The sequence below is a fragment of the Pseudomonas sp. GD04091 genome, from assembly GCF_029836165.1.
GTDB lineage: Bacteria > Pseudomonadota > Gammaproteobacteria > Pseudomonadales > Pseudomonadaceae > Aquipseudomonas.
The window spans coordinates 63,546-84,139 of sequence record NZ_JAOEBG010000007.1 but is presented as its reverse complement, the minus strand read 5'-3'; the positions used below and the strand labels follow the sequence as shown (position 1 = coordinate 84,139).

Below are 20,594 nucleotides of genomic sequence, written 5' to 3'. Positions count from 1 at the left end.
ACAACATGATCAAACGCAATCTGCTGGTAATGGGCCTGGCCGTCATGCTCAGCGCCTGCGGTTTCCAGCTGCGCGGCACCGGCACCAACGAGCTGAGCATCAAGGAGCTGGATCTCGGCGCCCGCAACCAGTACGGCGCAACCGTCATGCAGCTGCGCCGCACCCTGGAAAGCAGCGGCGTCAAAGTCTACTCGGGCGCCCCCTACAAGTTGGTGCTGACCAACGAGCAGGAAACCCAGCGCGCCGCGACCTACGCAGGCGGTAACCGCTCGGCGGAGTACGAGTTGACCACAGTGCTGAACTACACGATCCAAGGCCGGAACGACAGCGTGCTGGCTGAAGACAAGCTGCAAGTGCAGAAGTACTACGTCTACAACGGCAACAACATCACCGGCTCCGGCCAGGAAGCAAATCAGGTCCGTGAAGAAATGCGCCGCGATCTGGTCCAGGGCATGGTGGCCCGCCTGCAGCAACTGACGCCGGCCCGCCTCGACGACTTGCAGCGCAAGGCCGACGAGCGTGCAGAAGCCGAGGCCCGCGCCCTTCAGGAAGCCCAACGCATCCGCGACGAGACACCTCAGCAGTCGCCGATGGAAATCCCGGTTCCCTGAGCCTGAACGGGGCACCTGAGGTGCCCCGTGTCTTGCCATGAAGCTTTCCCCCGCCCAACTCAACAAACACCTGCAGGGCCGGCTTGCGCCCGTCTATATCGTCAGCGGCGACGACCCGTTGCTGTGTCAGGAGGCCGCCGACGCCATTCGGGGCGCGGCGCGCCAACAAGGCCATGACGAACGCCAGGTGTTCAGTGCCGACGCCAATTTCGACTGGGGCAACCTGCTGCTGGCCGGCGCCAGCCTGTCCCTGTTCGCCCAGCGCCGCTTGCTGGAACTGCGCCTGCCCTCCGGCAAGCCCGGTGACAAAGGTGCCGCGGCGCTCATCGAGTACTGTGCCAACCCCGCCGAAGACACGCTGTTGCTGATCAGCCTGCCCAAGCTCGACGGCAGTGCGCAGAAAACCAAATGGGGCAAGGCCCTGATCGAGGGCGCGCACTGCCAGTTCATCCAGATCTGGCCCGTGGACGCCCAGCAACTGCCGCAGTGGATCAACCAGCGTCTCTCGCAAGCCGGCCTGTCGGCGCAGCGTGATGCCGTGGATCTGATCGCCGCGCGGGTGGAGGGCAACCTGCTGGCCGCCGCCCAGGAGATCGAAAAGCTCAAGCTGCTGGCCGATGGCAACCAGATTACGGTCGACACCGTTCAGGCGGCTGTTGCCGACAGTGCGCGCTTCGATGTGTTCGGGCTGGTCGATGCCATCCTCAACGGCGAGGCGGCGCATGCGCTGCGCATGCTCGAAGGGCTGCGCGGCGAAGGCGTAGAGCCGCCAGTGATTCTCTGGGCGCTGGCCCGCGAGCTGCGCCTGCTGGCGGGGCTTGCCCAGCAATTCAGCCAGGGCGTGCCACTGGACAAGGCCTTCAGCCAGGCACGGCCGCCGGTATGGGACAAGCGCCGCCCATTGGTCAGCAAGGCCTTGCAGCGCCTCTCGGCGCAGCGTTGGGCGGCGTTGCTGCAGGATGCCCAGCGTATCGATGCACAGATCAAGGGCCAGGCCGAAGGCTCACCCTGGACCAGCCTGGCCCGCCTGTCGCTGCTGATGGCCGGACAGCGGCTGGCGCTGCCTGCCGAATAAGCCCGCGAACCATATACACAATCAATTGGCCCTGCCCCGGCCACAGGCCTACAGTGCGCCCCGAAACCCACCCCATCGGGAACCCGCCATGAGCAAAAAGCCGAAAAAGCACGGCCCGAACAAGGCCAAGTCGATCGTCGCCCAACCCCTGTTCCGCTGCCGCCAGGAACGACCGGAAAAGGGCAAAGGCAGCTACCGCCGCGAAGCCTTCCAATCGAGAGATTGGGAGGCTTCCTGCTTTATGGCCGCATGAAAGGCATGAAGAGCCCAGTCATGGTATGGTCGGCACCTGACCTGCAATTCTGGATTCGTGCATGCCCTCTCGTCTCACTCTGCGCTGGCAGCCCCGCCAGTTGATCGCGGCCACCAGCTTTATCCTGCTCGTCGCCTGCGCCGAGAAACCCACCGCCGCCGATGCCCTGCCGCTGGCACCCGCCCAGCCCGCTCCCGTGGTCACACTGCCCGGCACCTCTGCCGGGGTCGGCAACGAAATCCAACCCCTGCAGACGTTCGCCCAATGGCAGGCAGGCTTCCGTCAGCAAGCCCTGCAAGCCGGTATCGGCGCCAACCTGTTCGACCGCGCCTTCCTCGGCGTCATCCCGGACATGGACGTGATCAAGGCCGATCGCAGCCAACCTGAATTCAGCCGCCCGGTCTGGGAATACCTGGACGGTGCGCTGTCGCCGCTGCGCGTGCGCAATGGCAAGAAACTGCTGGAACAGAACGCCGAGCTGCTGACCCGCATCGAGCAGCGCTACGGTGTCGACCGCCAGGTCCTGGTTTCGGTCTGGGGCATGGAGAGCAACTTCGGCCAGTTCCAGGGCAACAAGTCGGTGATTCGCTCGCTGGCCACTCTGGCCTACGAGGGCCGCCGCCCGCAGTTCGCCCAGGACCAACTGATCGCGGCCCTGCAGATCCTGCAGAACGGCGATATCCAGCCTGACGCCATGCGCGGCTCCTGGGCCGGGGCCATGGGCCAAACCCAGTTCATCCCGACCACCTACCTCACCCACGCGGTGGATTTCGATGGCGACGGCCGTCGCGATATCTGGAACAGCACCGCAGACGCTCTGGCGTCCACCGCGCACTACCTCCAGGCCTCCGGCTGGAAGCGTGGCCAGCCATGGGGCTTCGAGGTGCAGGTGCCCGCCGGCTTCGATTACTGGCTGGCCGATGGCAGCCAGCGCAAGAGCGTCAGCGAGTGGTTGCAACTGGGCGTGAAACTGCCTTCCGGCACCCAGGTGCCCGCGGGCGCCAACCAGCTGTCGGCCGCCCTGTTGCTGCCGGCTGGCGCGCGCGGCCCGGCGTTCCTGGTATTGGACAACTTCCGCGCGATCCTCAAGTACAACAACTCGTCGTCCTATGCGCTGGCGGTAAGCCTGCTGGGCGATCGCTTCTCCAACTGGGGCTTCATCGCCGGCAGCTGGCCCAAGGACGACCTGCCGCTGAGCCGCACCGAGCGCATCGAGCTGCAGACGCTGCTCAATGCCAATGGCCATGAGGCGGGCAATCCTGACGGCATCATCGGCGCCAATACCCGCAAGGCCATCCGCAATGCGCAGCAGGCGCAGGGCTGGCCGGCAGATGGGTACCCTACGCACAAGCTGCTCGACAGCCTGCGCCGCTAAGCAGCATCGGGGCCGCTGCGCGGCCCATCGCGGGTAAACCCGCTCCCACAGACTCAGCGCAAGGAAACCTGTGGGAACGGGTTCACCCACCAAAGGCTGCAATCAGGACTTGAACAGGTCCTGCGCCAACACCAGGCACTGCTTCTCGCTGTCCAGAATCACCATGGCCCCCAACGGCAGGCACACGTTCGGATCACAGTGCCCACTGCGCCACCCAGCCAGTACCGGCACCCCGAGCGGCCCGAAGATATCCAGCAGCAGCGGAGTCATCGCCGCCACCGTGATCCCGGCAAAGTCCCCCACCAGCACCCCTCGCACCCCTTCCAGCTTGCCGGCCAGACGCAGCTGGGTCAGTAGCCGGTCGACACGATAGAGCGGCTCGTTGACGTCCTCGATGAACAGGATGCTGTCCTGGGTGTCGACTTCCGCCAGCGTCCCCAACGTGGTGCCGAGCAGCGACAGGTTGCCACCGACCAGACGCCCACTGGCCACCCCGGTCACCACGCTGGTGAGCGGAGACTGCGCAGGATGGTCGATCGCATCGCCCGCGCCCAGCCGCCCGCGCAGTTGCCCGAACAGCGAGCTGACGGTGGGCTCGAGCTTGCCCCCCAGCAGGTCGGCATTGAGCATTGCGCCATGGAATGCCAGCAACCCGGCATGCCGGTTGATTGCCGAATGCAGCGCGGTGATGTCGCTGTAACCCACCAGCGGCTTGGGATGGCGACGGATCAGTTCGAAGTCGATACGGTCCAGCAGGCGCATGCTGCCGTAACCGCCACGCATACACAGGATGGCATCGATGTCCGGGGCGCTGAACGCATCGTGCAAGTCCCGAAGGCGCTGCTCGTCGCCGCCGGCAAGGTAACCGTCCGCCTGCAACGCCCCTGGGTAGATGCGGCACTGCTGGCCACGACTTTCGAACCACTGGCGGGCCTTGTCGGTATCCAGCCGCGCCGGCCCGGCCGGGGCGATGATGGCGAAACGGGCGTTGTCAGGCAGCGCCTTGGGCAACAGGTATTCAGCAGTTTCCAGGCAATTCATCGCGCCACTCCTTGCAGCTTGTCGCTTGAGACTTGTAGCTCAAAAAAAATGCCGATGCCGCCTTCCGGCGCGCATCGGCATGTCCCGCTCAAGCCCGCTTCAGAGCTTGATCTTGGCTTCGTGAGCCTGCTGGTCGGCGTGGTACGAGGAACGCACCAGCGGGCCGGAGGCGACGTTCTTGAAGCCCATCTTGTAACCTTCCTCGGCGAACCAGGCGAAGGTGTCCGGGTGCACGAAGCGCTGTACCGGCAGGTGGTTGCGCGACGGCTGCAGGTACTGGCCGAGGGTGAGCATGTCGATGTCGTGCTCGCGCATGCGGTGCATCACCTCGATGACCTCGTCGTCGGTCTCGCCCAGGCCCAGCATCAGGCCGGACTTGGTCGGCACGTGCGGGACCATCTGCTTGAACTTCTGCAGCAGGTCCAGCGACCAGTCGTAGTCCGAGCCCGGACGCGCGGCCTTGTACAGGCGCGGCACGGTCTCGAGGTTGTGGTTGAACACGTCCGGCGGGGTCTGCGCGGTGATTTCCAGCGCCACGTCCATACGGCCGCGGTAGTCCGGCACCAAGGTCTCCAGCTGCACGCCCGGCGACAGGGCTCGGATCTCGCGGATGCAGTCGGCGAAGTGCTGGGCACCACCGTCACGCAGGTCGTCGCGGTCCACCGAGGTGATCACCACGTACTTCAGGCGCAGGTCGGCGATAGCGATGGCCAGGTTCTTCGGCTCGTCGACATCCAGCGGCTTCGGCCGGCCATGGCCGACATCGCAGAACGGGCAGCGACGGGTGCAGATGTCGCCCATGATCATGAACGTCGCGGTACCGCCGGAGAAGCACTCGCCCAGGTTCGGGCAGGAGGCCTCTTCGCACACGCTGTGCAGCTTGTGCTTGCGCAGCAGCTGCTTGATACGGTCGACTTCCGGCGAGACCGGGATGCGCACGCGAATCCAGTCGGGTTTTTTCGGCAGTTCTTCGGTGGGGATGATCTTCACCGGGATACGCGCCACCTTCTCGGCGCCACGCAGCTTCACGCCGGCTTCGACTTTCTTCGGCGCGGGGCGCGGGGTCACGTCTTGCGTGGGGATCAGGTTCGGCACGGCTTCTTGCACAGTTGTCATAATCAGTCGATTCCGCCCGTCAGGGTCGTCTGCTCAGCATAGTCGAGGTGCCTGACCAGCTGTCCGCGCAGCCTTGTCCTGACCTCGTCGAGTTCGATCGGGCCTGCCAGGTCGCGCAGCTGGGTCATGGCCAGCCCCGCATACCCACAGGGGTTGATTCGGCGGAATGGCGCAAGGTCCATGTCCACGTTCAGAGCAAGGCCGTGAAAAGAACGACCATTGCGGATTCGAAGGCCAAGGGATGCGATCTTCGCGCCGTCGACGTAGACGCCCGGCGCGTCGGGCTTGGCGTTGGCCTGCACGCCGTAGCTGGCGAGCAGGTCGATGAGCGTGCGCTCGATACGGCTGACCAGTTCGCGCACACCGATGCTCAGGCGGCGCACATCCAGCAGCAGGTAGGCCACCAACTGGCCGGGGCCGTGGTAGGTGACCTGGCCGCCACGGTCGGTCTGCACCACCGGGATCTCTCCCGGGATCAGCAGGTGCTCGGCCTTGCCGGCCTGGCCCTGGGTGAATACCGGCGGATGCTCGACCAGCCAGACTTCGTCCAGGCTGTCCGCACCGCGTTGCTCGGTAAAGCGACGCATGGCCTCCAGCACCGGTTCATAGGGCTGCAGGCCAAGATCGCGAAAGCCGAGACAAGCGGGCATCACAGCACCATTTTCACGATGCCGGTGGCACGCAGGGCGCTGTTGATGTCGTGCAGCTGGTTCTCGCTCTCGGCAACGATATGCAGTTGCACCGTGGTGTACTTGCCTTCCTTGCTCTGGCGCTCGGCCAGCGTCGACAGGTCGACCTTGGCGTGCTTGCTGAGGATCTCGATCACCGTGTCCTTGAAACCGACCACGGTATCGCCGATCACCTTGATCGGGTAATCGGCGCAGGGGAACTCGATCTTGTGCGACTTGACGTCTTCTTCGCTCATGGCGGAAACGGCCTCGTAAGCCGTGGCAGCAACATCGCCCCCGCCTGGTTCACGGGGGCGTGCAGGTCACGTATCAGTTGAACAAACCGTAGAAGAACAGGCGGATGCTATCCCACATACGGCCGAAGAAACCAGCTTCCTCCACGCCATCGAGGGCGATGAGGTCGGCGCTGTGAACCACTTTCTCGTCCAGTTTGACTTCCACTTTGCCGATCACGTCACCTTTGGCGATCGGAGCGGTCAGTTGCGGGTTCATGGTCATCGAAGCCTGGAGGCGCTTCAATTGGCCTTTAGGCATGGTCATGGTCAGGTCGTTGGCCAGGCCGGCTTTCACCTGGTTGGTCGCGCCTTTCCATACCTGGGCCTGGGTCAGCTCGGTACCTTTCTGGTAGAAGGTCTGGGTTTCGAAGAAGCGGAAACCGTAGGTCAGCAGCTTCTGGGTCTCGGCGGCGCGGGACTGCTCGCTGTTGGTGCCGAACACCACGGCGATCAGGCGCTGGCCGTCACGCACGGCCGAGGCGACCATGCAGTAGCCGGCTTCGTCGGTGTGGCCGGTCTTCAGGCCGTCGACGGTCTTGTCACGCCACAGCAGCAGGTTGCGGTTGGGCTGCTTGATGTTGTTCCAGAAGAACTCTTTCTGCGAATAGATGGCGTAGTGCGCCGGATCTTCGTTGATGATCGCGCGCGCCAGGATGGCCATGTCGTGGGCCGAGGAGTAGTGCTCCGGGTTCGGCAGGCCGGTCGGGTTCATGAAGTGGCTGTTGGACATGCCCAGGTCGGTGGCCGTCTTGTTCATCATGTCGGCGAAGGCGTCTTCGCTGCCGGCGATGTGCTCGGACAGGGCGACCGAGGCGTCGTTGCCCGACTGGATGATGATGCCGTGCAGCAGGTCGCTGACGGTCACCTGGCTGCCGACCTTGATGAACATGCGCGAACCACCGGTGCGCCAGGCGTTCTCGCTGACGGTGACCGGGTCGTTCTCGCCAATCTGGCCACGGCGGATGTCCAGGGTGGCGATGTAGGCGGTCATCAGCTTGGTCAGGCTGGCCGGCGGCAGGCGCTCGTCACCGTTGTTCTCGACCAGCACGTTGCCGCTGGACGCGTCCATGAGTACGTAGGACTTGGCGGCCAGTTGTGGTGGTGCCGGCGTCATCTGCTCCGCCGCGAAGGCAGCGGGCGTGAGCATCAGCAGAACGGGCAGGCAAAGTCGTTTGGCAAGGTTGGTGATATTCATCCGTCTCTCGTAAATCGCTAATGGTCTGATGTTCCGTGGGCAAGTTCGTTTGCCCAGCGCCCCGTCAGTCTAGTTCTATGGCCCGTGGCCTGGCCCGCGACCTGCGGCGTAATGCCGCTGCGGGCAAAAACGGGCATTGTACATGGCCAAGCCCGGCAATTCATGAACAAACCGACAGGTCGGTATGCTCGGCTTCGCGGGTAAAGCCGCCCCCACAGGTGCAGCGAAACCCTGTGGGGGGCGGGTTTACCCGCGAATGGCCCGGTGCAAGCGTCAGTCGGTCACGACCTTGGCCTGCCCCAGGTTCGCCAGGCGAATGCTGTCCTGGGCCTGCTGGATCTCGCCCTGGCTGTTGATCGGCCCCAGGCGCACCCGGTGCAGGGTCTGCTGGTTACGCACGACGGAGCTGATGAACACCGGCGCGCTGACCATGGTGCTCAGTTTCGAACGCAGCAGTTCGGCCGCATCCGGATTGGCGAACGCACCCACCTGCAGGAAGCTGCCGCCGCTGGCGTTCGGCACGTTGTTGCCGCCCACCTGCACCGGCACCACCGGCGCCGCGTGCTGCTGCGGTGGCGGCGTCCACTGCTCGACCCGGCCGGTGCTGGCGGCAATCGGCTGGGCCTGGGCCACCTGCGGCTCCTTGAGCATCATCGGCGGCTGTTGGCCGCGCTGCGCCCACCATTGCTGCGGGTCGATACCTTCGACGCGCACGTGCGCGGTGCCGGACTCGGCATAGCCGAGCTTCTTCGCCGCGGCGTAGGACAGGTCGATGATGCGGTCGGAGTAGAACGGGCCACGGTCGTTGACCCGCAGGATCACGCTGCGGCCGTTGGCCAGGTTGGTCACCCGCACGTAGGCTGGCAGCGGCAAGGTCTTGTGCGCCGCGCTCATGCCGTAGAGGTCGTAGAGCTCGCCATTGGCGGTGTTCTGCCCATGGAACTTGGTGCCGTACCACGACGCGGTGCCCTCGGCGCGGTAGTTGCGCGAGTCCTGCATCGGGTAGTAGGTCTTGCCCAGCACGGTATACGGGTTGGCCTTGTAGTTGCCGGTGTGCACAGTCGGGGTGGCGTCGGGGATCTTGTTGACGTCCACGTCCCACCACGGCGCGCCGTCCTTGTGGGCCCGGTTGATGTCCAGGCCCGGCTGCGAGCGCACGGTGTTGCCAGTCTGCGGGCTGGAAGGCCGGCTCGAGGAGCAACTGGCCAGGACCAGGCCCACGGCGACGCAGGTCAGCAGTTTTGCGGTGTTGAGGGTGAAGAGTTCGCGCATTTACTTGACGCCCCGTGCCAGAACCAGCTGTTCCGAAAGCTGATGCACCGCCATGGCATACATCACGCTGCGGTTGTAGCGAGTGATCGCGTAGAAATTCTTCAGGCCCATCCAGTACTCAGGGCCGTTTTCGCCCTCCAGGCGGAAGGCGGTGACCGGCAGATCATCGCGCAGCGCATCATGACTCGACCAGCCCAGCGCCCGCAACTGCGCGACCGTCTTCACTGGCTCGATACCGCTGGTCAGGCCTTCGTCGACACGCTCGCCACGCGCGCTCGCGCGGCTGACCACCGCCTCACCGGCGACCCAGCCGTGGCGCTTGAAGTAGCTGGCGACGCTACCGATGGCATCGTCCGGGTTGTTCCAGATATTGATGTGGCCATCGCCGTCGAAGTCCACGGCATAGGCGCGGAAGCTGCTCGGCATGAACTGCGGCAGGCCCATGGCCCCGGCATAGGAGCCCTTGAGCGTCAACGGGTCGAGTTGCTCTTCGCGGGCCAGCAGGAGGAACTCGCGCAGTTCCTTGCGGAAGAATTCGGCGCGCGGCGGGTAGTCGAAACCGAGCGTGGACAGCGCGTCGATGACCCGGTAATTGCCGGTATTACGGCCAAAGAAGGTCTCCACGCCGATAATCGACACGATTACCTGTGCCGGCACGCCATATTCCTGCTCGGCGCGGGCCAGCACGGCCTCGTGCTGGCGCCAGAAGTCCACACCGCGGGCGATCCGCGCGTCGGTGAGAAACATCGGGCGGTATTCCTTCCACGGCTTGACCCGTTCGGCCGGCCGCGAGATTGCGTCGAGGATCGCCTGCTTGCGCTGCACCTCGCGGAACACCCCCATCAGCTGCTCGCCGGCAAAGCCGTAGTCACGGGTCATCTCGCCGACGAATTCGGCCACTTGCGGTGAGCCATCGTAATCGCCGGCATTGACCTGCTGGACTGCGCCGAGCAAACCCAACGCGCCGATCCACGGCGCCAGACGGGAAACCCAGCCACGCACTGCTTGCATGAAATTCTTCACCTTTTTCAAACCTGCGCGATCCACTTGCGGTGCGTGTGGATCGACATCAGAACGCCAAACGCTGACAGCAGCGTCACCAACGAAGTTCCGCCATAGCTGATGAAGGGCAGCGGCACGCCCACCACGGGCAGAAGGCCGCTGACCATACCGATATTGACGAACACATAAACAAAGAAGGTCATGGTCAGGCTGCCCGCGAGCAGCTTGCCGAACAGCGTCTGGGCCTGGGCGGTGATCATCAGCCCGCGGCCGATCAGCAGGATGTAGATCAGCAGCAGCAGGCAGATGCCGACCAGGCCGAACTCTTCGCCGAGCACGGCGATGATGAAGTCGGTGTGACTTTCCGGCAGGAAGTCCAGGTGCGACTGGGTACCCAGCAGCCAACCCTTGCCGAACACGCCGCCCGAACCGATCGCCGCCTTGGACTGGATGATGTTCCAGCCGGTGCCCAGCGGGTCGCTTTCCGGGTCGAGGAAGGTCAGTACCCGCTGCTTCTGGTAGTCGTGCATGACGAAGAACCACATCGCCACCGCCACCGGTACCGCCGCGGTGATCACGCTGATGATCCAGCGCCAGCGCAACCCGCCCATGAACAGCACGAAAGCGCCCGAGGCCAGGATCAGCAGCGCGGTGCCGAGGTCCGGCTGGCGGACGATGAGGATGAACGGCACGCCGATCAGGATCAGGCTGATCGCCACGTGCTTGAGGTGCGGTGGCAAGGTGCGCTTGGACAGGTACCAGGCGATGGTCGCCGGCATGATGATCTTCATGAACTCCGAGGGCTGGAAGCGGATCACCCCGGGGATGTTGATCCAGCGCGTGGCGCCCATCGCGTTGTGGCCCATCACGTCCACCACGATCAGCAGGAATACCCCGGCCAGGTAGGCCAGCGGCACCCAGCGCGCCATGAAGCGCGGTTCGAGCTGGGCGATGATGAACATCGAGGTCAGGCCGATGCCGAACGAGGTGGCCTGCTTCATCAGCAGGTCCCAGTTCTTGCCGCTGGCCGAATAGAGCACGAACAGGCTGCCGGCGGCCAGCGTCAGCAGGATGATCAGCAAGGGGCCATCGATGTGGATGCGCTGCAGGAAGCTGGCGCGCCTGCGCATCACGTCCTCGCTGGAGAGCATGCGGTCGAAGTTGTTCTTCACGGGGCCGATTCCTGGGCGACTGTGGCGGGGGCGAACTCAGGCTTGAGCCGGCCATTCTCGTCGAGCAGCCAGGCATCCATGACCTGGCGCACCACGGGGGCGGCGACGCCGGAGCCGGACTCGCCGTTCTCGACCATCACCGACACCACGATCTTCGGGGCCTCGGCGGGGGCGAAGGCGACGAACAGAGCATGGTCGCGGTGGCGTTCCTGCAGTTTGTTGCGGTCGTACTTCTCGCCCTGCTTGATCGCCACGACCTGGGCCGTGCCGCTCTTGCCGGCGATGCGGTACTGCGCACCGATGGCAGCCTTGCGCGCGGTACCTCGGGCGCCGTGCATCACCTGCTCCATGCCATGGGTGACCCTGGCCCAGTCGGACTTGTCCCGCAGGACGATGTTCTCCATCGGGTTCTCGTCCACCGGTGGCTGCCCTTCGATGGTCTTGGCCAGGTGCGGGCGGTTCCACACCCCCTTGTTGGCGATCAGCGCCGTGGCCTGGGCCAGTTGCAGCGGCGTGGTCTGCATGTAGCCCTGGCCGATGCCAAGGATCAGGGTCTCGCCGGGGAACCAGGCCTGGCGGCGCGTGGCGCGCTTCCATTCACGGGACGGCATCAGGCCCGGCGACTCTTCGAACATGTCCAGCGAGACCTTCTGGCCGATGCCGAACTTGTTCATGTAGGTGGAGAGGCGATCGATACCCATCTTGTGCGCGAGATCGTAGAAGTACGTGTCGTTCGAGCGCATGATCGCCACATCCAGGTCCACCCAGCCATCGCCGGTGCGGTTCCAGTTGCGGTACTTGTGATCGTAGTTGGGCAGTTGGTAGTAGCCCGGGTCGAACACCCGGCTGGACGCGGTGACCACGCCACTGTCGAGACCGGCGATGGCCACGGCGGGCTTGATGGTCGAGCCCGGCGGATACAGGCCGCGCAGCACGCGGTTGAACAGTGGCCGGTCGATCGAGTCGCGCAGCTCGGCATAGGCCTTGAAACCGATGCCGGTGACGAACAGGTTGGGATCGAAACTCGGCTGACTGACCATCGCCAGCACTTCGCCGGTACGCGGGTCGAGGGCGACGATGGCGCCTCGGCGCCCGCCCAGCGCCTGTTCGGCGGCTTCCTGCAGCTTGATGTCGAGGCTCAGCACGATGTCCTTGCCCGGCTTCGGATCGGTGCGCTTGAGCACCCGCAGCACCCGACCACGGGCGTTGGTCTCGACTTCCTCGTAACCCACCTGGCCATGCAGCTCGTCTTCGTAGAAGCGCTCGATGCCGGTCTTGCCGATGTGGTGGGTGCCGCTGTAGTTCACCGGGTCCAGGGTCTTGAGCTCTTTCTCGTTGATGCGCCCGACGTACCCCACCGAATGGGCGAAGTGCGCGCCCTGAGGGTAATGACGAACCAGCTGGGCAGCCACCTCCACGCCGGGCAGGCGGAACTGGTTGACCGCGATGCGGGCGATCTGCTCTTCGTTGAGTTCGAACAGGATCGGTACCGGCTCGAACGGCCGGCGCCCCTGCTTCATGCGCTTCTCGAACAGGGCGCGGTCATCGGGGGTGAGCTCGAGCACCTCGACGATCACATCCAGCACTTCCTGCCACTTGCCGGCGTTTCCGGCACGCTCGCGGGTCATCACCAGGCTGAAGCTGGGGCGGTTGTCGGCCACCACCACGCCATTGCGATCGAAGATCAGCCCGCGGGTCGGCGGGATCGGCTGCACATGCACCCGGTTGTTCTCCGACAGCGTCGAGTGGTAGTCGTACTGGATGACCTGCAGGTAGTACAGCCGGGCGATCAGCACACAGACGAGCACCACCACCGCCACGGCGCCCACGACGACGCGGTTGCGCACCAGGCGGGCGTCTTTCTCGTGGTCCTTGAGGCGGATCTGCTGCGGCATCGGACAGGCTTACAGGTTCATTTGTGGTAGGGATGCCCGGACAACACGGTCCAGGCGCGGTAGATCTGCTCGCCGATGAGTATCCTTACCAACGGGTGCGGCAACGTCAGCGGCGACAGCGACCAGCGCTGCTCGCTGCGCGCGCAGACTTCCGGCGCCAGCCCTTCCGGGCCGCCCACCATCAGGTTGACCGTGCGCGCATCCAGGCGCCAACGGTCCAGTTCGCCCGCCAGTTGCTCGGTACTCCAGGGCTTGCCATGGACCTCCAGCGTGACGATGCGTTCCCCCGGCTGTACCTTGCTCAGCATCGCCTCGCCCTCCTGACGGATCAGGCGGGCGACGTCGGCATTCTTGCCGCGGGTGTTCAGCGGGATTTCCACCAGCTCCAGCGCCAGCTCCGAGGGCAGGCGCTTGGCATATTCATGCCAGCCTTCCTCGACCCATTTCGGCATGCGCGAGCCGACCGCGATCAGACGCAGACGCACGACGCTTCCTTATTCCCGATCCTTGAGCTTGTCGGAGTAGTCGTGGGTGTTTTCCGGGCTGTGGTGCTTGCCATCGGCGGCACGGCTCTGCTCGGCACCCAGCCACAGGCGCTCCAGGTCGTAGAACTGACGGGCGGCGGCGGTCATCATGTGCACGATGACGTCGTTCAGGTCGAGCAACACCCAGTCGCTGTCGCCCTTGCCTTCTTCGCCCAGGGGCTGAGCGCCCTTGGCCTTGACCGCTTCACGGACCTTTTCCAGCATCGCGTTGATCTGGCGGTTGGAGGTACCGGTGGCGATGATCATGTAGTCGGTCAGGCTGTGCTTGTCGCGCACGTCGATGACCTGGATGTCCTGGGCCTTGACGTCTTCCAGCGCGGCCTTGGTCAGCTCGACCAGTTCTTCGCCGCTGATGCCATTGATTTTCTGCTTGGTCATATAAAACTCGTTCAACTCATTAAGTGAGGCGCCCGCAGGCGCCGTCAATTGGACGCACGATACAGATCGTGCGCCTCGATGTAGGCCAGTACTGCGTCCGGCACCAGGAACCGTACCGACCTGCCGCTGGCCAGCAGCTGTCGGATCTGCGTGGCGGACACCGCAAGCGGCGTCTGCCAGACGAACGAAATGTGCCCCGCCGGGCCGGACATGGCGGTGGGATCGCTCTCCGAGCGCGCCGCCAGCAGGTTGCGCAGCTCGTCAGGGGGTTCGACGTCGGCATCCGGGCGTTGAAGCACCAGGATGTGACAGTGTTGCAGCAGTTCCTCCCAGCGATGCCAGCTGGGCAGGCCGCAGAACGCGTCCCAGCCCAGCACCAGGAACAACTGGTCGTGCGCGTTAAGTTCGGCACGGATCGATTCGAGCGTGTCGATGGTGTACGACGGCTTGTCGCGGGCCAGCTCACGGGCGTCCACGCTCAGGCGCTCGACACCCTGCACGGCGCTGCGCACCATCGCCAGGCGATCCTGCGCCGCCACCTGCGGCGTATCGCGGTGCGGCGGGCGGGCGTTGGGCAGCAGGCGCAGTTCGTCCAGGCGCATGAACTCGGCCACTTCCAGCGCGCTGCGCAGGTGACCGATATGCACCGGGTCGAAAGTACCGCCGAGAATGCCGACGCGCCGGACTGCCACCGCCTTGCTCAACTCAGCACGGCTCCTGGCCGCGCAGCTGGCCGTCACCGATCACCACGTACTTCTCGCAGGTCAGGCCTTCCAGGCCGACCGGGCCACGGGCGTGCAGCTTGTCGGTGGAGATGCCGATCTCCGCGCCCAGGCCATATTCGAAGCCATCGGCGAAGCAGGTCGGCGTGTTGAGCATGACCGACGCCGAATCGACTTCGGCCATGAAACGCCGGGCCTGGCCCTGGTGCTCGGTGATGATCGAATCGGTGTGGTGCGAACCGTAGTGGTTGATGTGCTCGATGGCCTGCTCAAGGCCATCGACGACGCGGATCGACAGGATCGCGTCGAGGTATTCGGTGTGCCAGTCGTCTTCGCTGGCCGGCTTGGCGTCGATGATCGCGCAGGTGCGCTCACAGCCGCGCAGCTCGACGCCCTTCTCCTGGAAGCGGCGGGCCATTTCCGGCAGGAAACGCTCGGCCACGCGCTGGTCGACCAGCAGCGTTTCCATGGCGCCACAGATGCCGTAGCGATAGGTCTTGGCGTTGAAGGCGACGCGCCAGGCCTTGTCCAGATCGGCATGCTCGTCGACGAACACGTGGCAGATGCCGTCCAGGTGCTTGATCACCGGTACGCGGGCATCGCGGCTGATACGCTCGATCAGGCCACGGCCACCACGCGGGACGATCACGTCGACGAACTCCGGCATGCTGATCAGCGCGCCCACGGCTTCTCGATCGGTGGTCTCGACCACCTGCACCACCGCCGGCGGCAGGCCCGCCTCGGCCAGGCCGCGCTGGATGCAGGCAGCAATGGCTCGGTTGGAATGAATGGCTTCGGAACCGCCGCGCAAGATGGTGGCGTTGCCCGACTTGAGGCACAGGCTGGCGGCGTCGATGGTCACGTTGGGGCGCGACTCGTAGATGATCCCGATCACGCCCAGCGGCACACGCATCTTGCCGACCTGGATGCCCGATGGGCGGTAGCTCATGTCGCGGATGGCGCCTACCGGGTCCGGCAGGCTGGCCACCTGACGCAGGCCGGTGATCATGCCGTCGATGCGGGCCGGGGTGAGCGCCAGGCGCTCGAGCAGTGCCGGCTCCAGGCCGTTCTTGCGACCACCGGCCAGGTCCTGTTCGTTGGCTGCGGCGAGCTCGGCGCGGGCGGCGTCCAGCGCGTCAGCGGCGGCCTGCAGGGCGCGATTCTTCTGCGCGGTGCTGGCGCGGCCGATCACCCGCGAGGCCTCGCGGGCGGCGCGACCCAGGCGGGTCATGTAGTCAAGAACGGACTCAGTCATGGGCTCGGTGTCTTGGCGAAGGGGAAATCGGCTGATTATAACTGGCGCGCTCGGGTACGCCCAGCGGCGGGTGGCGGATGGTCGAAAATGGCTGAAGGAATGTGTAGGAAAGATGTAACCACCCGTATCGGCATTTCCTGCACCTGATCCGGCCCTTTCGCAGGGAAACCTGCTCCCACAGGCTCTGCGCATGACCTGTGGGAGCGGCTTTACCCGCGAAAAGGCCAACACACCGGTCTGGTGATTCAGCCTCGATTAAGCCATTCGTTGCTATCATCGCCGCCTCGACAACCACGAACCGCCCGCATGTCCGAACCCGCCCCCTGCCCGGCCCGCGTCCTGCCCGACAGTTTCTTCGACCGCGACGCCCAGACCCTTGCCCGCGACCTGCTGGGCAAGGTCATCCGCCATCGCCACGGTGATCTCTGGCTGGCGGCACGGATCATCGAGACCGAGGCCTACTACCTCAGCGACAAGGGCAGCCACGCCTCCCTCGGCTTCACCGAGAAGCGCAAGGCGCTGTTCCTCGATGGTGGCCACATCTACATGTATTACGCCCGCGGGGGTGACTCGCTGAACTTCAGCGCCCAAGGCCCGGGCAACGCGGTGCTGATCAAGTCCGCCTACCCTTGGACCGATGCCATCTCCGACGCCAACTGCCTCGCCCGGATGCAGCTCAACAACCCTGACGCCAGCGGCGGTCTGCGCTCGCCCGAGCGCCTGTGCAACGGCCAGACCCTGCTGTGCCGGGCCATGGGCCTGAAGGTGCCGCATTGGGATGCGCAACGCTTCGATCCCGAGCGACTGTACGTCGAGGACTGCGGCATTGCCGTGCCACGGGTGATCCAGACCACTCGCCTGGGGATCCCCCATGGCCGCGACGAACACCTGCCCTATCGCTTCGTCGACGCCGAATTCGCCCGTTTCTGCACCCGCAACCCGCTACGCCGCGGCCAGATCGAAGGACGGGATTTCTTCATGCTCGAACAAGGAAACTGAACCATGGGTCAATGGCTCGACAGCCTGACTGCCTGGCTTGGCGCCAATCCACAATGGCTGGGCCTGGCGATCTTCGTGGTGGCCTGCGTGGAATGCCTGGCCATCGCCGGCATCATCGTGCCCGGCACCGTACTGATGTTCGCCGTCGCCGTGCTGGCTGGCAGCGGCACCTTCAGCCTGGGCGAAACCCTGCTGCTGGGCTTTCTCGGCGGGATGCTCGGTGACGCGATCTCCTACGGCATCGGCAAGTACTTCCACCAGAATATCCGGCGCCTGCCGCTGCTGCGCAGCCACCCGGAGTGGATCGGCAGTGCCGAGGCGTACTTCCAGCGCTATGGCATCGCCAGCCTGCTGGTCGGCCGCTTCATCGGCCCGCTGCGGCCCATGCTGCCGATGGTCGCCGGCATGTTCGACATGCCGCTGCCGCGCTTCATCGCGGTAAGCCTGGTGGCGGGTGCCGGCTGGTCGGTGGCCTACCTGCTGCCCGGCTGGGCCACCGGAGCGGCCATGCGCCTGCCACTGCCGGAAGGCTTCTGGCTGGATGCCGGGATCGTCGCCGGCACCCTGGCCGTGCTGATCGGCTTGAGCCTGAGCACCAGCATCCGCGACCAGCGCCACGGTACCCGGCTGATCGCCGCGCTGAGCGGCGTGGCGCTGGCGGCGCTGTTCCTTGGCTGGCCTTACCTGAGCGAGTTCGACCAGGGCGTCATGACGCTGGTGCAGGAACACCGCAACCAGGCCATCGACAGTGCCGTGGTGCTGGTCACCCGGCTGGGCGATTTCCGCACCCAGTTCTTCCTCGGTGGCCTGCTGACCGGGCTCCTGCTGCTGGCCCGGCAATGGCGTCATGCCGTGTTCGCCGGCGGGGCGCTGATCGGTACCGCGCTTGCCAACGGCTCATTGAAATGGCTGTTCGCCCGTGCCCGCCCCGAGGTGCTGGCCGATCCGCTCACCAGCTACAGCATGCCCAGCGGCCACAGTTCGGCGTCGTTTGCATTCTTTTTGGTCCTGGCAGTGCTGGCCGGGCGCAGCCAGCCACCGCGCATGCGCCTGACCTGGATACTGCTCGGCTGCCTGCCGGCACTGGCGATCGCACTGTCGCGGGTGTACCTGGGCGTGCACTGGCCGACCGATATTCTCGCCGGGGCGCTGCTGGCCAGCTGCGTGTGCGCGCTGAGCCTGACCTTGGTGCAGCATCGCCAGCCGCTCATGGCGCTGCCACAGCGGGTGTGGTGGCTGGTGCTGCCGGCGTGCGTCGCGCTGCTGGCGTTCTTTGCCCTGCATGCGCTGCCCACGGCGCTGCTGCGCTACCAGTATTGAGTTGGCCCTGCTGGCCCTTCGCGGGTTCACCCGCGAAGGGCCGATACAAGATGGTCAGGCGAACAACTCGCCCTGGATCCGCTCCAGCAGTGCCTGGATCGCCTCCAACCTCAGTTGCGGCGAATCGATGGCGAGCAGATCGAGCTTGTCTTCCTCCATGAACGGCAACAGATACGCCAGCTGGTTGGCCAGCGACTGCCGCCCGTCCACGTCGCGCGGCATGTCCAGCGCTTCCACCATCGGGTGCTCACCCAGCGCCAGCAGCAACGCCAGCAGGTCGTCGTCCTGCTCCACCAGCGGGCTGTCCGCGGTTTCCGGCAGCCACTGCACCTCGCCGACCATCAGCTGATCCTTGCGCACCTCGGTCCGTTCGACGCGAAAACGCCGCACGCCTTCGACACGAATGCCCAGCAGGCCGTTGTCCTGCTGCACGAAGTCGCGGATCAGCGCCTCGCAGCCAACCGAGGCCACCACCGGTGGTGCCTTGCCCACCTGCTCGCCTTCGAGGATGCACACCACGCCAAAGCCTTCGCCTTGTTTCATGCAGCGGCCGATCATGTCCAGATAGCGCGCCTCGAAGATCTGCAAGTCGAGCAGGCACCCGGGAAACAGCACGGTATTGAGGGGAAACAGCGGTAGCGTCATGTTCAGTCCTCAAGCCACCAGGCTGACCGCCAACGGCAGGAACACCGCCGTGGCCACCCCCATCAGGCTCATCGCCAGCGCGGCGAAGGCGCCGCATTCGTCACTTTCCTGCAGGGCCACCGAGGTGCCCACCGCATGGGCGGTCACCCCCAGCGACATGCCCCGCGCCTCGGGGCTGAGCACGCCACAGCGGGTCAGCAGCGCCGGCCCGAAGATCGCCCCGATCACCCCGGTGATCAGCACGAACACCGCCGCCAGCGCCGCCACGCCACCGATCTGCTCGGCCACCAGCATGGCGATGGGCGAGGTGACCGACTTCGGCGCCATGGTCATCAGGATCATGTGCTCGGCGCCAAACCACCAGCCCAGCGCCAGGCATGCCACGGTGGCGAACAGGCCTCCGACTACCAGCGTAGTAAATGTCGGCCAGAACAGTTGGCGGATGCGCCGCAGGTTCAGGTACAACGGCACCGCCAGGGCCACGGTGGCCGGGCCCAGGAGGATGTTCATGATCTCGGTGCTCTTGCGGTATTCGGCGTAGTCGATGCCGCAGAGCAACAGGATGCCGATCACCAGCAGCATCGAAACCAGCACTGGCTGCAGGAAGATCCAGCGAGTCTTCTCGAACGCGGCCAGCACCAGCTGGTAGGCGGCCAAGGTGATGCCGATGCCGAACAACGGGTGATGGATGACCGCATCGAGGGCGCCATGCCAGTCGAGGATCATGGCTGCTCCTCGCGCTTGCTCTGGCGGTGGATGAGTTTCTGCATCAATACACCGACGAACACCAGGGTGGCCAGGCACGAGATCAGCAACGCGCCGACGATGGCCCAGAAGTCCGCGGCGATGTCCCTGGCGTAGACCATCACCCCCACCGCCGGCGGCACCAGCAGCAACGGCAGGTAGCGCAGCAGGCTGCCGGCGGCTTCGTTGAGCGGCTTGCCGACTTCGCCACGGATCATCAGGAAGGCCAGCAACAGCAAGAGGCCGATGATCGGCCCGGGCAGGATGGGCAGGAACAGGTGATTGATCGCCGTCCCCAGCAACTGGAACAGCACCAGCCAGGTCAAACCACGCAACAGCATAACCACCTCCCTCAGAGCATGGCGGCCATTATAAGCACGCTAAGCAACTGCCTATAAGGCGATATTCGGCGAAAGACTGGCAACTTGACTGAGGCGGTTCGCCGTGCTGATCTTGCACTTTCGTACCAAATGACAACCTGGAGAGTCGCGATGCCCTATGTACCGGTTACAGAGCTTTCGCAGTACGTTGGAAAGGAACTGGGACGTTCCGCCTGGCTGAAGATCGATCAGCAACGCATCAACCTGTTCGCCGAGGCCACCGGCGATTTCCAGTTCATCCATGTCGATCCCGAGAAAGCCAAGAAAACGCCCTTCGGCACCACCATCGCCCATGGCTTCCTGACCCTTTCGCTGATCCCCAAGCTGATGGAAGACATCCTCGTGCTGCCCGAGGGGCTGAAGATGGTGGTCAACTACGGCCTGGACAGCGTGCGGTTCATCCAGCCGGTGAAGGTCGACAGCAAGGTGCGGCTGAAAGTCGACCTGACTGACGCCACCGAGAAGAAGCCGGGGCAATGGCTGCTCAAGGCGACCGTCACCCTTGAGATCGAAGGCGAAGAAAAGCCCGCCTATATCGCTGAGCCGCTGTCGCTCTGTTTCGTCTGAGGCCCCTGGCACGACCTTAGTGGGGTCTCCCCCAACCCTGTGGGAGCGATCAGACAAGCCCGCTCCCA

Annotated in this window: 23 protein-coding genes; 7 read left to right on the top strand and 16 right to left on the bottom strand. The window is 65.0% G+C overall.

The genetic code is table 11. From position 1 onward, the window contains the following. The first annotated feature begins 5 nt into the window (after window positions 1-5). The 4 genes from lptE to N7422_RS11350 all read left to right on the top strand — a co-directional run bounded on the left by lptE (window position 6) and on the right by N7422_RS11350 (window position 3,314). Entirely contained in the window at window positions 6-611 is a 606-nt protein-coding gene (gene lptE / locus N7422_RS11365; protein ID WP_279806622.1) for an LPS assembly lipoprotein LptE, read from the top strand. A gap of 37 nt (window positions 612-648) precedes the next feature. Beyond that, the gene (holA, locus tag N7422_RS11360) at window positions 649-1,686 is read left to right on the top strand and encodes a DNA polymerase III subunit delta (RefSeq protein ID WP_279806621.1); all 1,038 of its coding nucleotides are present in this window, start codon (window positions 649-651) and stop codon (window positions 1,684-1,686) included. 88 nt (window positions 1,687-1,774) lie between these two features. Next, complete coding sequence (gene arfA, locus N7422_RS11355) at window positions 1,775-1,939, top strand: alternative ribosome rescue factor ArfA (RefSeq protein ID WP_028690395.1); 165 nt, start codon at window positions 1,775-1,777, stop codon at window positions 1,937-1,939. A gap of 61 nt (window positions 1,940-2,000) precedes the next feature. Beyond that, on the top strand, window positions 2,001-3,314 hold the full coding sequence (locus N7422_RS11350) for a lytic murein transglycosylase (protein ID WP_279806620.1): 1,314 nt from the start codon (window positions 2,001-2,003) through the stop codon (window positions 3,312-3,314). Window positions 3,315-3,416: 102 nt separating this feature from the next. Here the strand turns inward: N7422_RS11350 and N7422_RS11345 are convergent, their stop codons facing one another. From N7422_RS11345 to N7422_RS11285, 13 genes are all read right to left on the bottom strand, one after another. Further along, window positions 3,417-4,355, bottom strand: coding sequence for an LD-carboxypeptidase (locus N7422_RS11345; RefSeq protein ID WP_279806619.1), 939 nt, complete (start codon window positions 4,353-4,355; stop codon window positions 3,417-3,419). Between the two features lie 99 nt (window positions 4,356-4,454). Beyond that, a complete protein-coding gene (lipA, locus tag N7422_RS11340) occupies window positions 4,455-5,471 on the bottom strand; it encodes a lipoyl synthase (protein ID WP_279806618.1) in 1,017 nt (338 codons plus the stop codon). Between the two features lie 2 nt (window positions 5,472-5,473). Beyond that, window positions 5,474-6,121, bottom strand: coding sequence for a lipoyl(octanoyl) transferase LipB (lipB, locus tag N7422_RS11335; protein WP_279806617.1), 648 nt, complete (start codon window positions 6,119-6,121; stop codon window positions 5,474-5,476). After that, entirely contained in the window at window positions 6,121-6,396 is a 276-nt protein-coding gene (locus N7422_RS11330; RefSeq protein WP_279806616.1) for a DUF493 domain-containing protein, read from the bottom strand. Before N7422_RS11330 ends, lipB begins: the two co-directional genes overlap by 1 nt. Window positions 6,397-6,469: 73 nt before the next feature. Beyond that, window positions 6,470-7,630: a D-alanyl-D-alanine carboxypeptidase gene (locus tag N7422_RS11325; protein WP_279806615.1), complete on the bottom strand. Its 1,161-nt coding sequence runs from the start codon at window positions 7,628-7,630 to the stop codon at window positions 6,470-6,472. Between the two features lie 273 nt (window positions 7,631-7,903). Continuing rightward, the gene (locus tag N7422_RS11320; protein WP_279806614.1) at window positions 7,904-8,902 is read right to left on the bottom strand and encodes a septal ring lytic transglycosylase RlpA family protein; all 999 of its coding nucleotides are present in this window, start codon (window positions 8,900-8,902) and stop codon (window positions 7,904-7,906) included. Beyond that, complete coding sequence (gene mltB / locus N7422_RS11315) at window positions 8,903-9,913, bottom strand: lytic murein transglycosylase B (RefSeq protein ID WP_279806613.1); 1,011 nt, start codon at window positions 9,911-9,913, stop codon at window positions 8,903-8,905. A gap of 17 nt (window positions 9,914-9,930) precedes the next feature. Next, window positions 9,931-11,034 (bottom strand): rod shape-determining protein RodA, encoded by a 1,104-nt coding sequence (rodA, locus tag N7422_RS11310; protein WP_279806749.1) that lies wholly within the window; start codon window positions 11,032-11,034, stop codon window positions 9,931-9,933. 38 nt (window positions 11,035-11,072) lie between these two features. Next, window positions 11,073-12,971 (bottom strand): penicillin-binding protein 2, encoded by a 1,899-nt coding sequence (gene mrdA, locus N7422_RS11305; protein WP_279806612.1) that lies wholly within the window; start codon window positions 12,969-12,971, stop codon window positions 11,073-11,075. Window positions 12,972-12,988: 17 nt separating this feature from the next. After that, entirely contained in the window at window positions 12,989-13,456 is a 468-nt protein-coding gene (gene rlmH / locus N7422_RS11300; protein WP_011535845.1) for a 23S rRNA (pseudouridine(1915)-N(3))-methyltransferase RlmH, read from the bottom strand. Between the two features lie 9 nt (window positions 13,457-13,465). Further along, the gene (rsfS, locus tag N7422_RS11295; RefSeq protein ID WP_011535846.1) at window positions 13,466-13,894 is read right to left on the bottom strand and encodes a ribosome silencing factor; all 429 of its coding nucleotides are present in this window, start codon (window positions 13,892-13,894) and stop codon (window positions 13,466-13,468) included. 44 nt (window positions 13,895-13,938) lie between these two features. Further along, window positions 13,939-14,598 (bottom strand): nicotinate-nucleotide adenylyltransferase, encoded by a 660-nt coding sequence (gene nadD, locus N7422_RS11290; RefSeq protein ID WP_279806611.1) that lies wholly within the window; start codon window positions 14,596-14,598, stop codon window positions 13,939-13,941. A gap of 1 nt (window position 14,599) precedes the next feature. After that, window positions 14,600-15,871 carry a glutamate-5-semialdehyde dehydrogenase gene (locus tag N7422_RS11285; protein ID WP_279806610.1) on the bottom strand — a complete coding sequence of 424 codons (1,272 nt, stop codon included), beginning with the start codon at window positions 15,869-15,871 and terminating at the stop codon, window positions 14,600-14,602. A gap of 306 nt (window positions 15,872-16,177) precedes the next feature. On the opposite strand from N7422_RS11285, the gene N7422_RS11280 reads away from it, so the two are divergent. Further along, window positions 16,178-16,870: a DNA-3-methyladenine glycosylase gene (locus N7422_RS11280; protein ID WP_279806609.1), complete on the top strand. Its 693-nt coding sequence runs from the start codon at window positions 16,178-16,180 to the stop codon at window positions 16,868-16,870. Between the two features lie 3 nt (window positions 16,871-16,873). After that, window positions 16,874-18,190, top strand: coding sequence for a bifunctional DedA family/phosphatase PAP2 family protein (locus N7422_RS11275; protein ID WP_279806608.1), 1,317 nt, complete (start codon window positions 16,874-16,876; stop codon window positions 18,188-18,190). Window positions 18,191-18,244: 54 nt separating this feature from the next. On the opposite strand, the gene N7422_RS11270 is transcribed toward N7422_RS11275, so the two are convergent. The 3 genes from N7422_RS11270 to N7422_RS11260 are packed head-to-tail and all read right to left on the bottom strand — an operon-like array spanning window position 18,245 to window position 19,920. After that, the gene (locus N7422_RS11270; RefSeq protein ID WP_279806607.1) at window positions 18,245-18,835 is read right to left on the bottom strand and encodes an LON peptidase substrate-binding domain-containing protein; all 591 of its coding nucleotides are present in this window, start codon (window positions 18,833-18,835) and stop codon (window positions 18,245-18,247) included. A gap of 9 nt (window positions 18,836-18,844) precedes the next feature. After that, window positions 18,845-19,561, bottom strand: coding sequence for an LrgB family protein (locus tag N7422_RS11265; protein WP_279806606.1), 717 nt, complete (start codon window positions 19,559-19,561; stop codon window positions 18,845-18,847). Next, window positions 19,558-19,920, bottom strand: coding sequence for a CidA/LrgA family protein (locus tag N7422_RS11260; protein ID WP_279806605.1), 363 nt, complete (start codon window positions 19,918-19,920; stop codon window positions 19,558-19,560). The genes N7422_RS11265 and N7422_RS11260 overlap by 4 nt, the downstream gene beginning before the upstream one ends. A gap of 150 nt (window positions 19,921-20,070) precedes the next feature. Here N7422_RS11260 and N7422_RS11255 point away from each other — a divergent pair, with 150 nt between their 5' ends. After that, window positions 20,071-20,526, top strand: coding sequence for a MaoC family dehydratase (locus N7422_RS11255; RefSeq protein WP_279806604.1), 456 nt, complete (start codon window positions 20,071-20,073; stop codon window positions 20,524-20,526). Window positions 20,527-20,594: the final 68 nt, after the last annotated feature.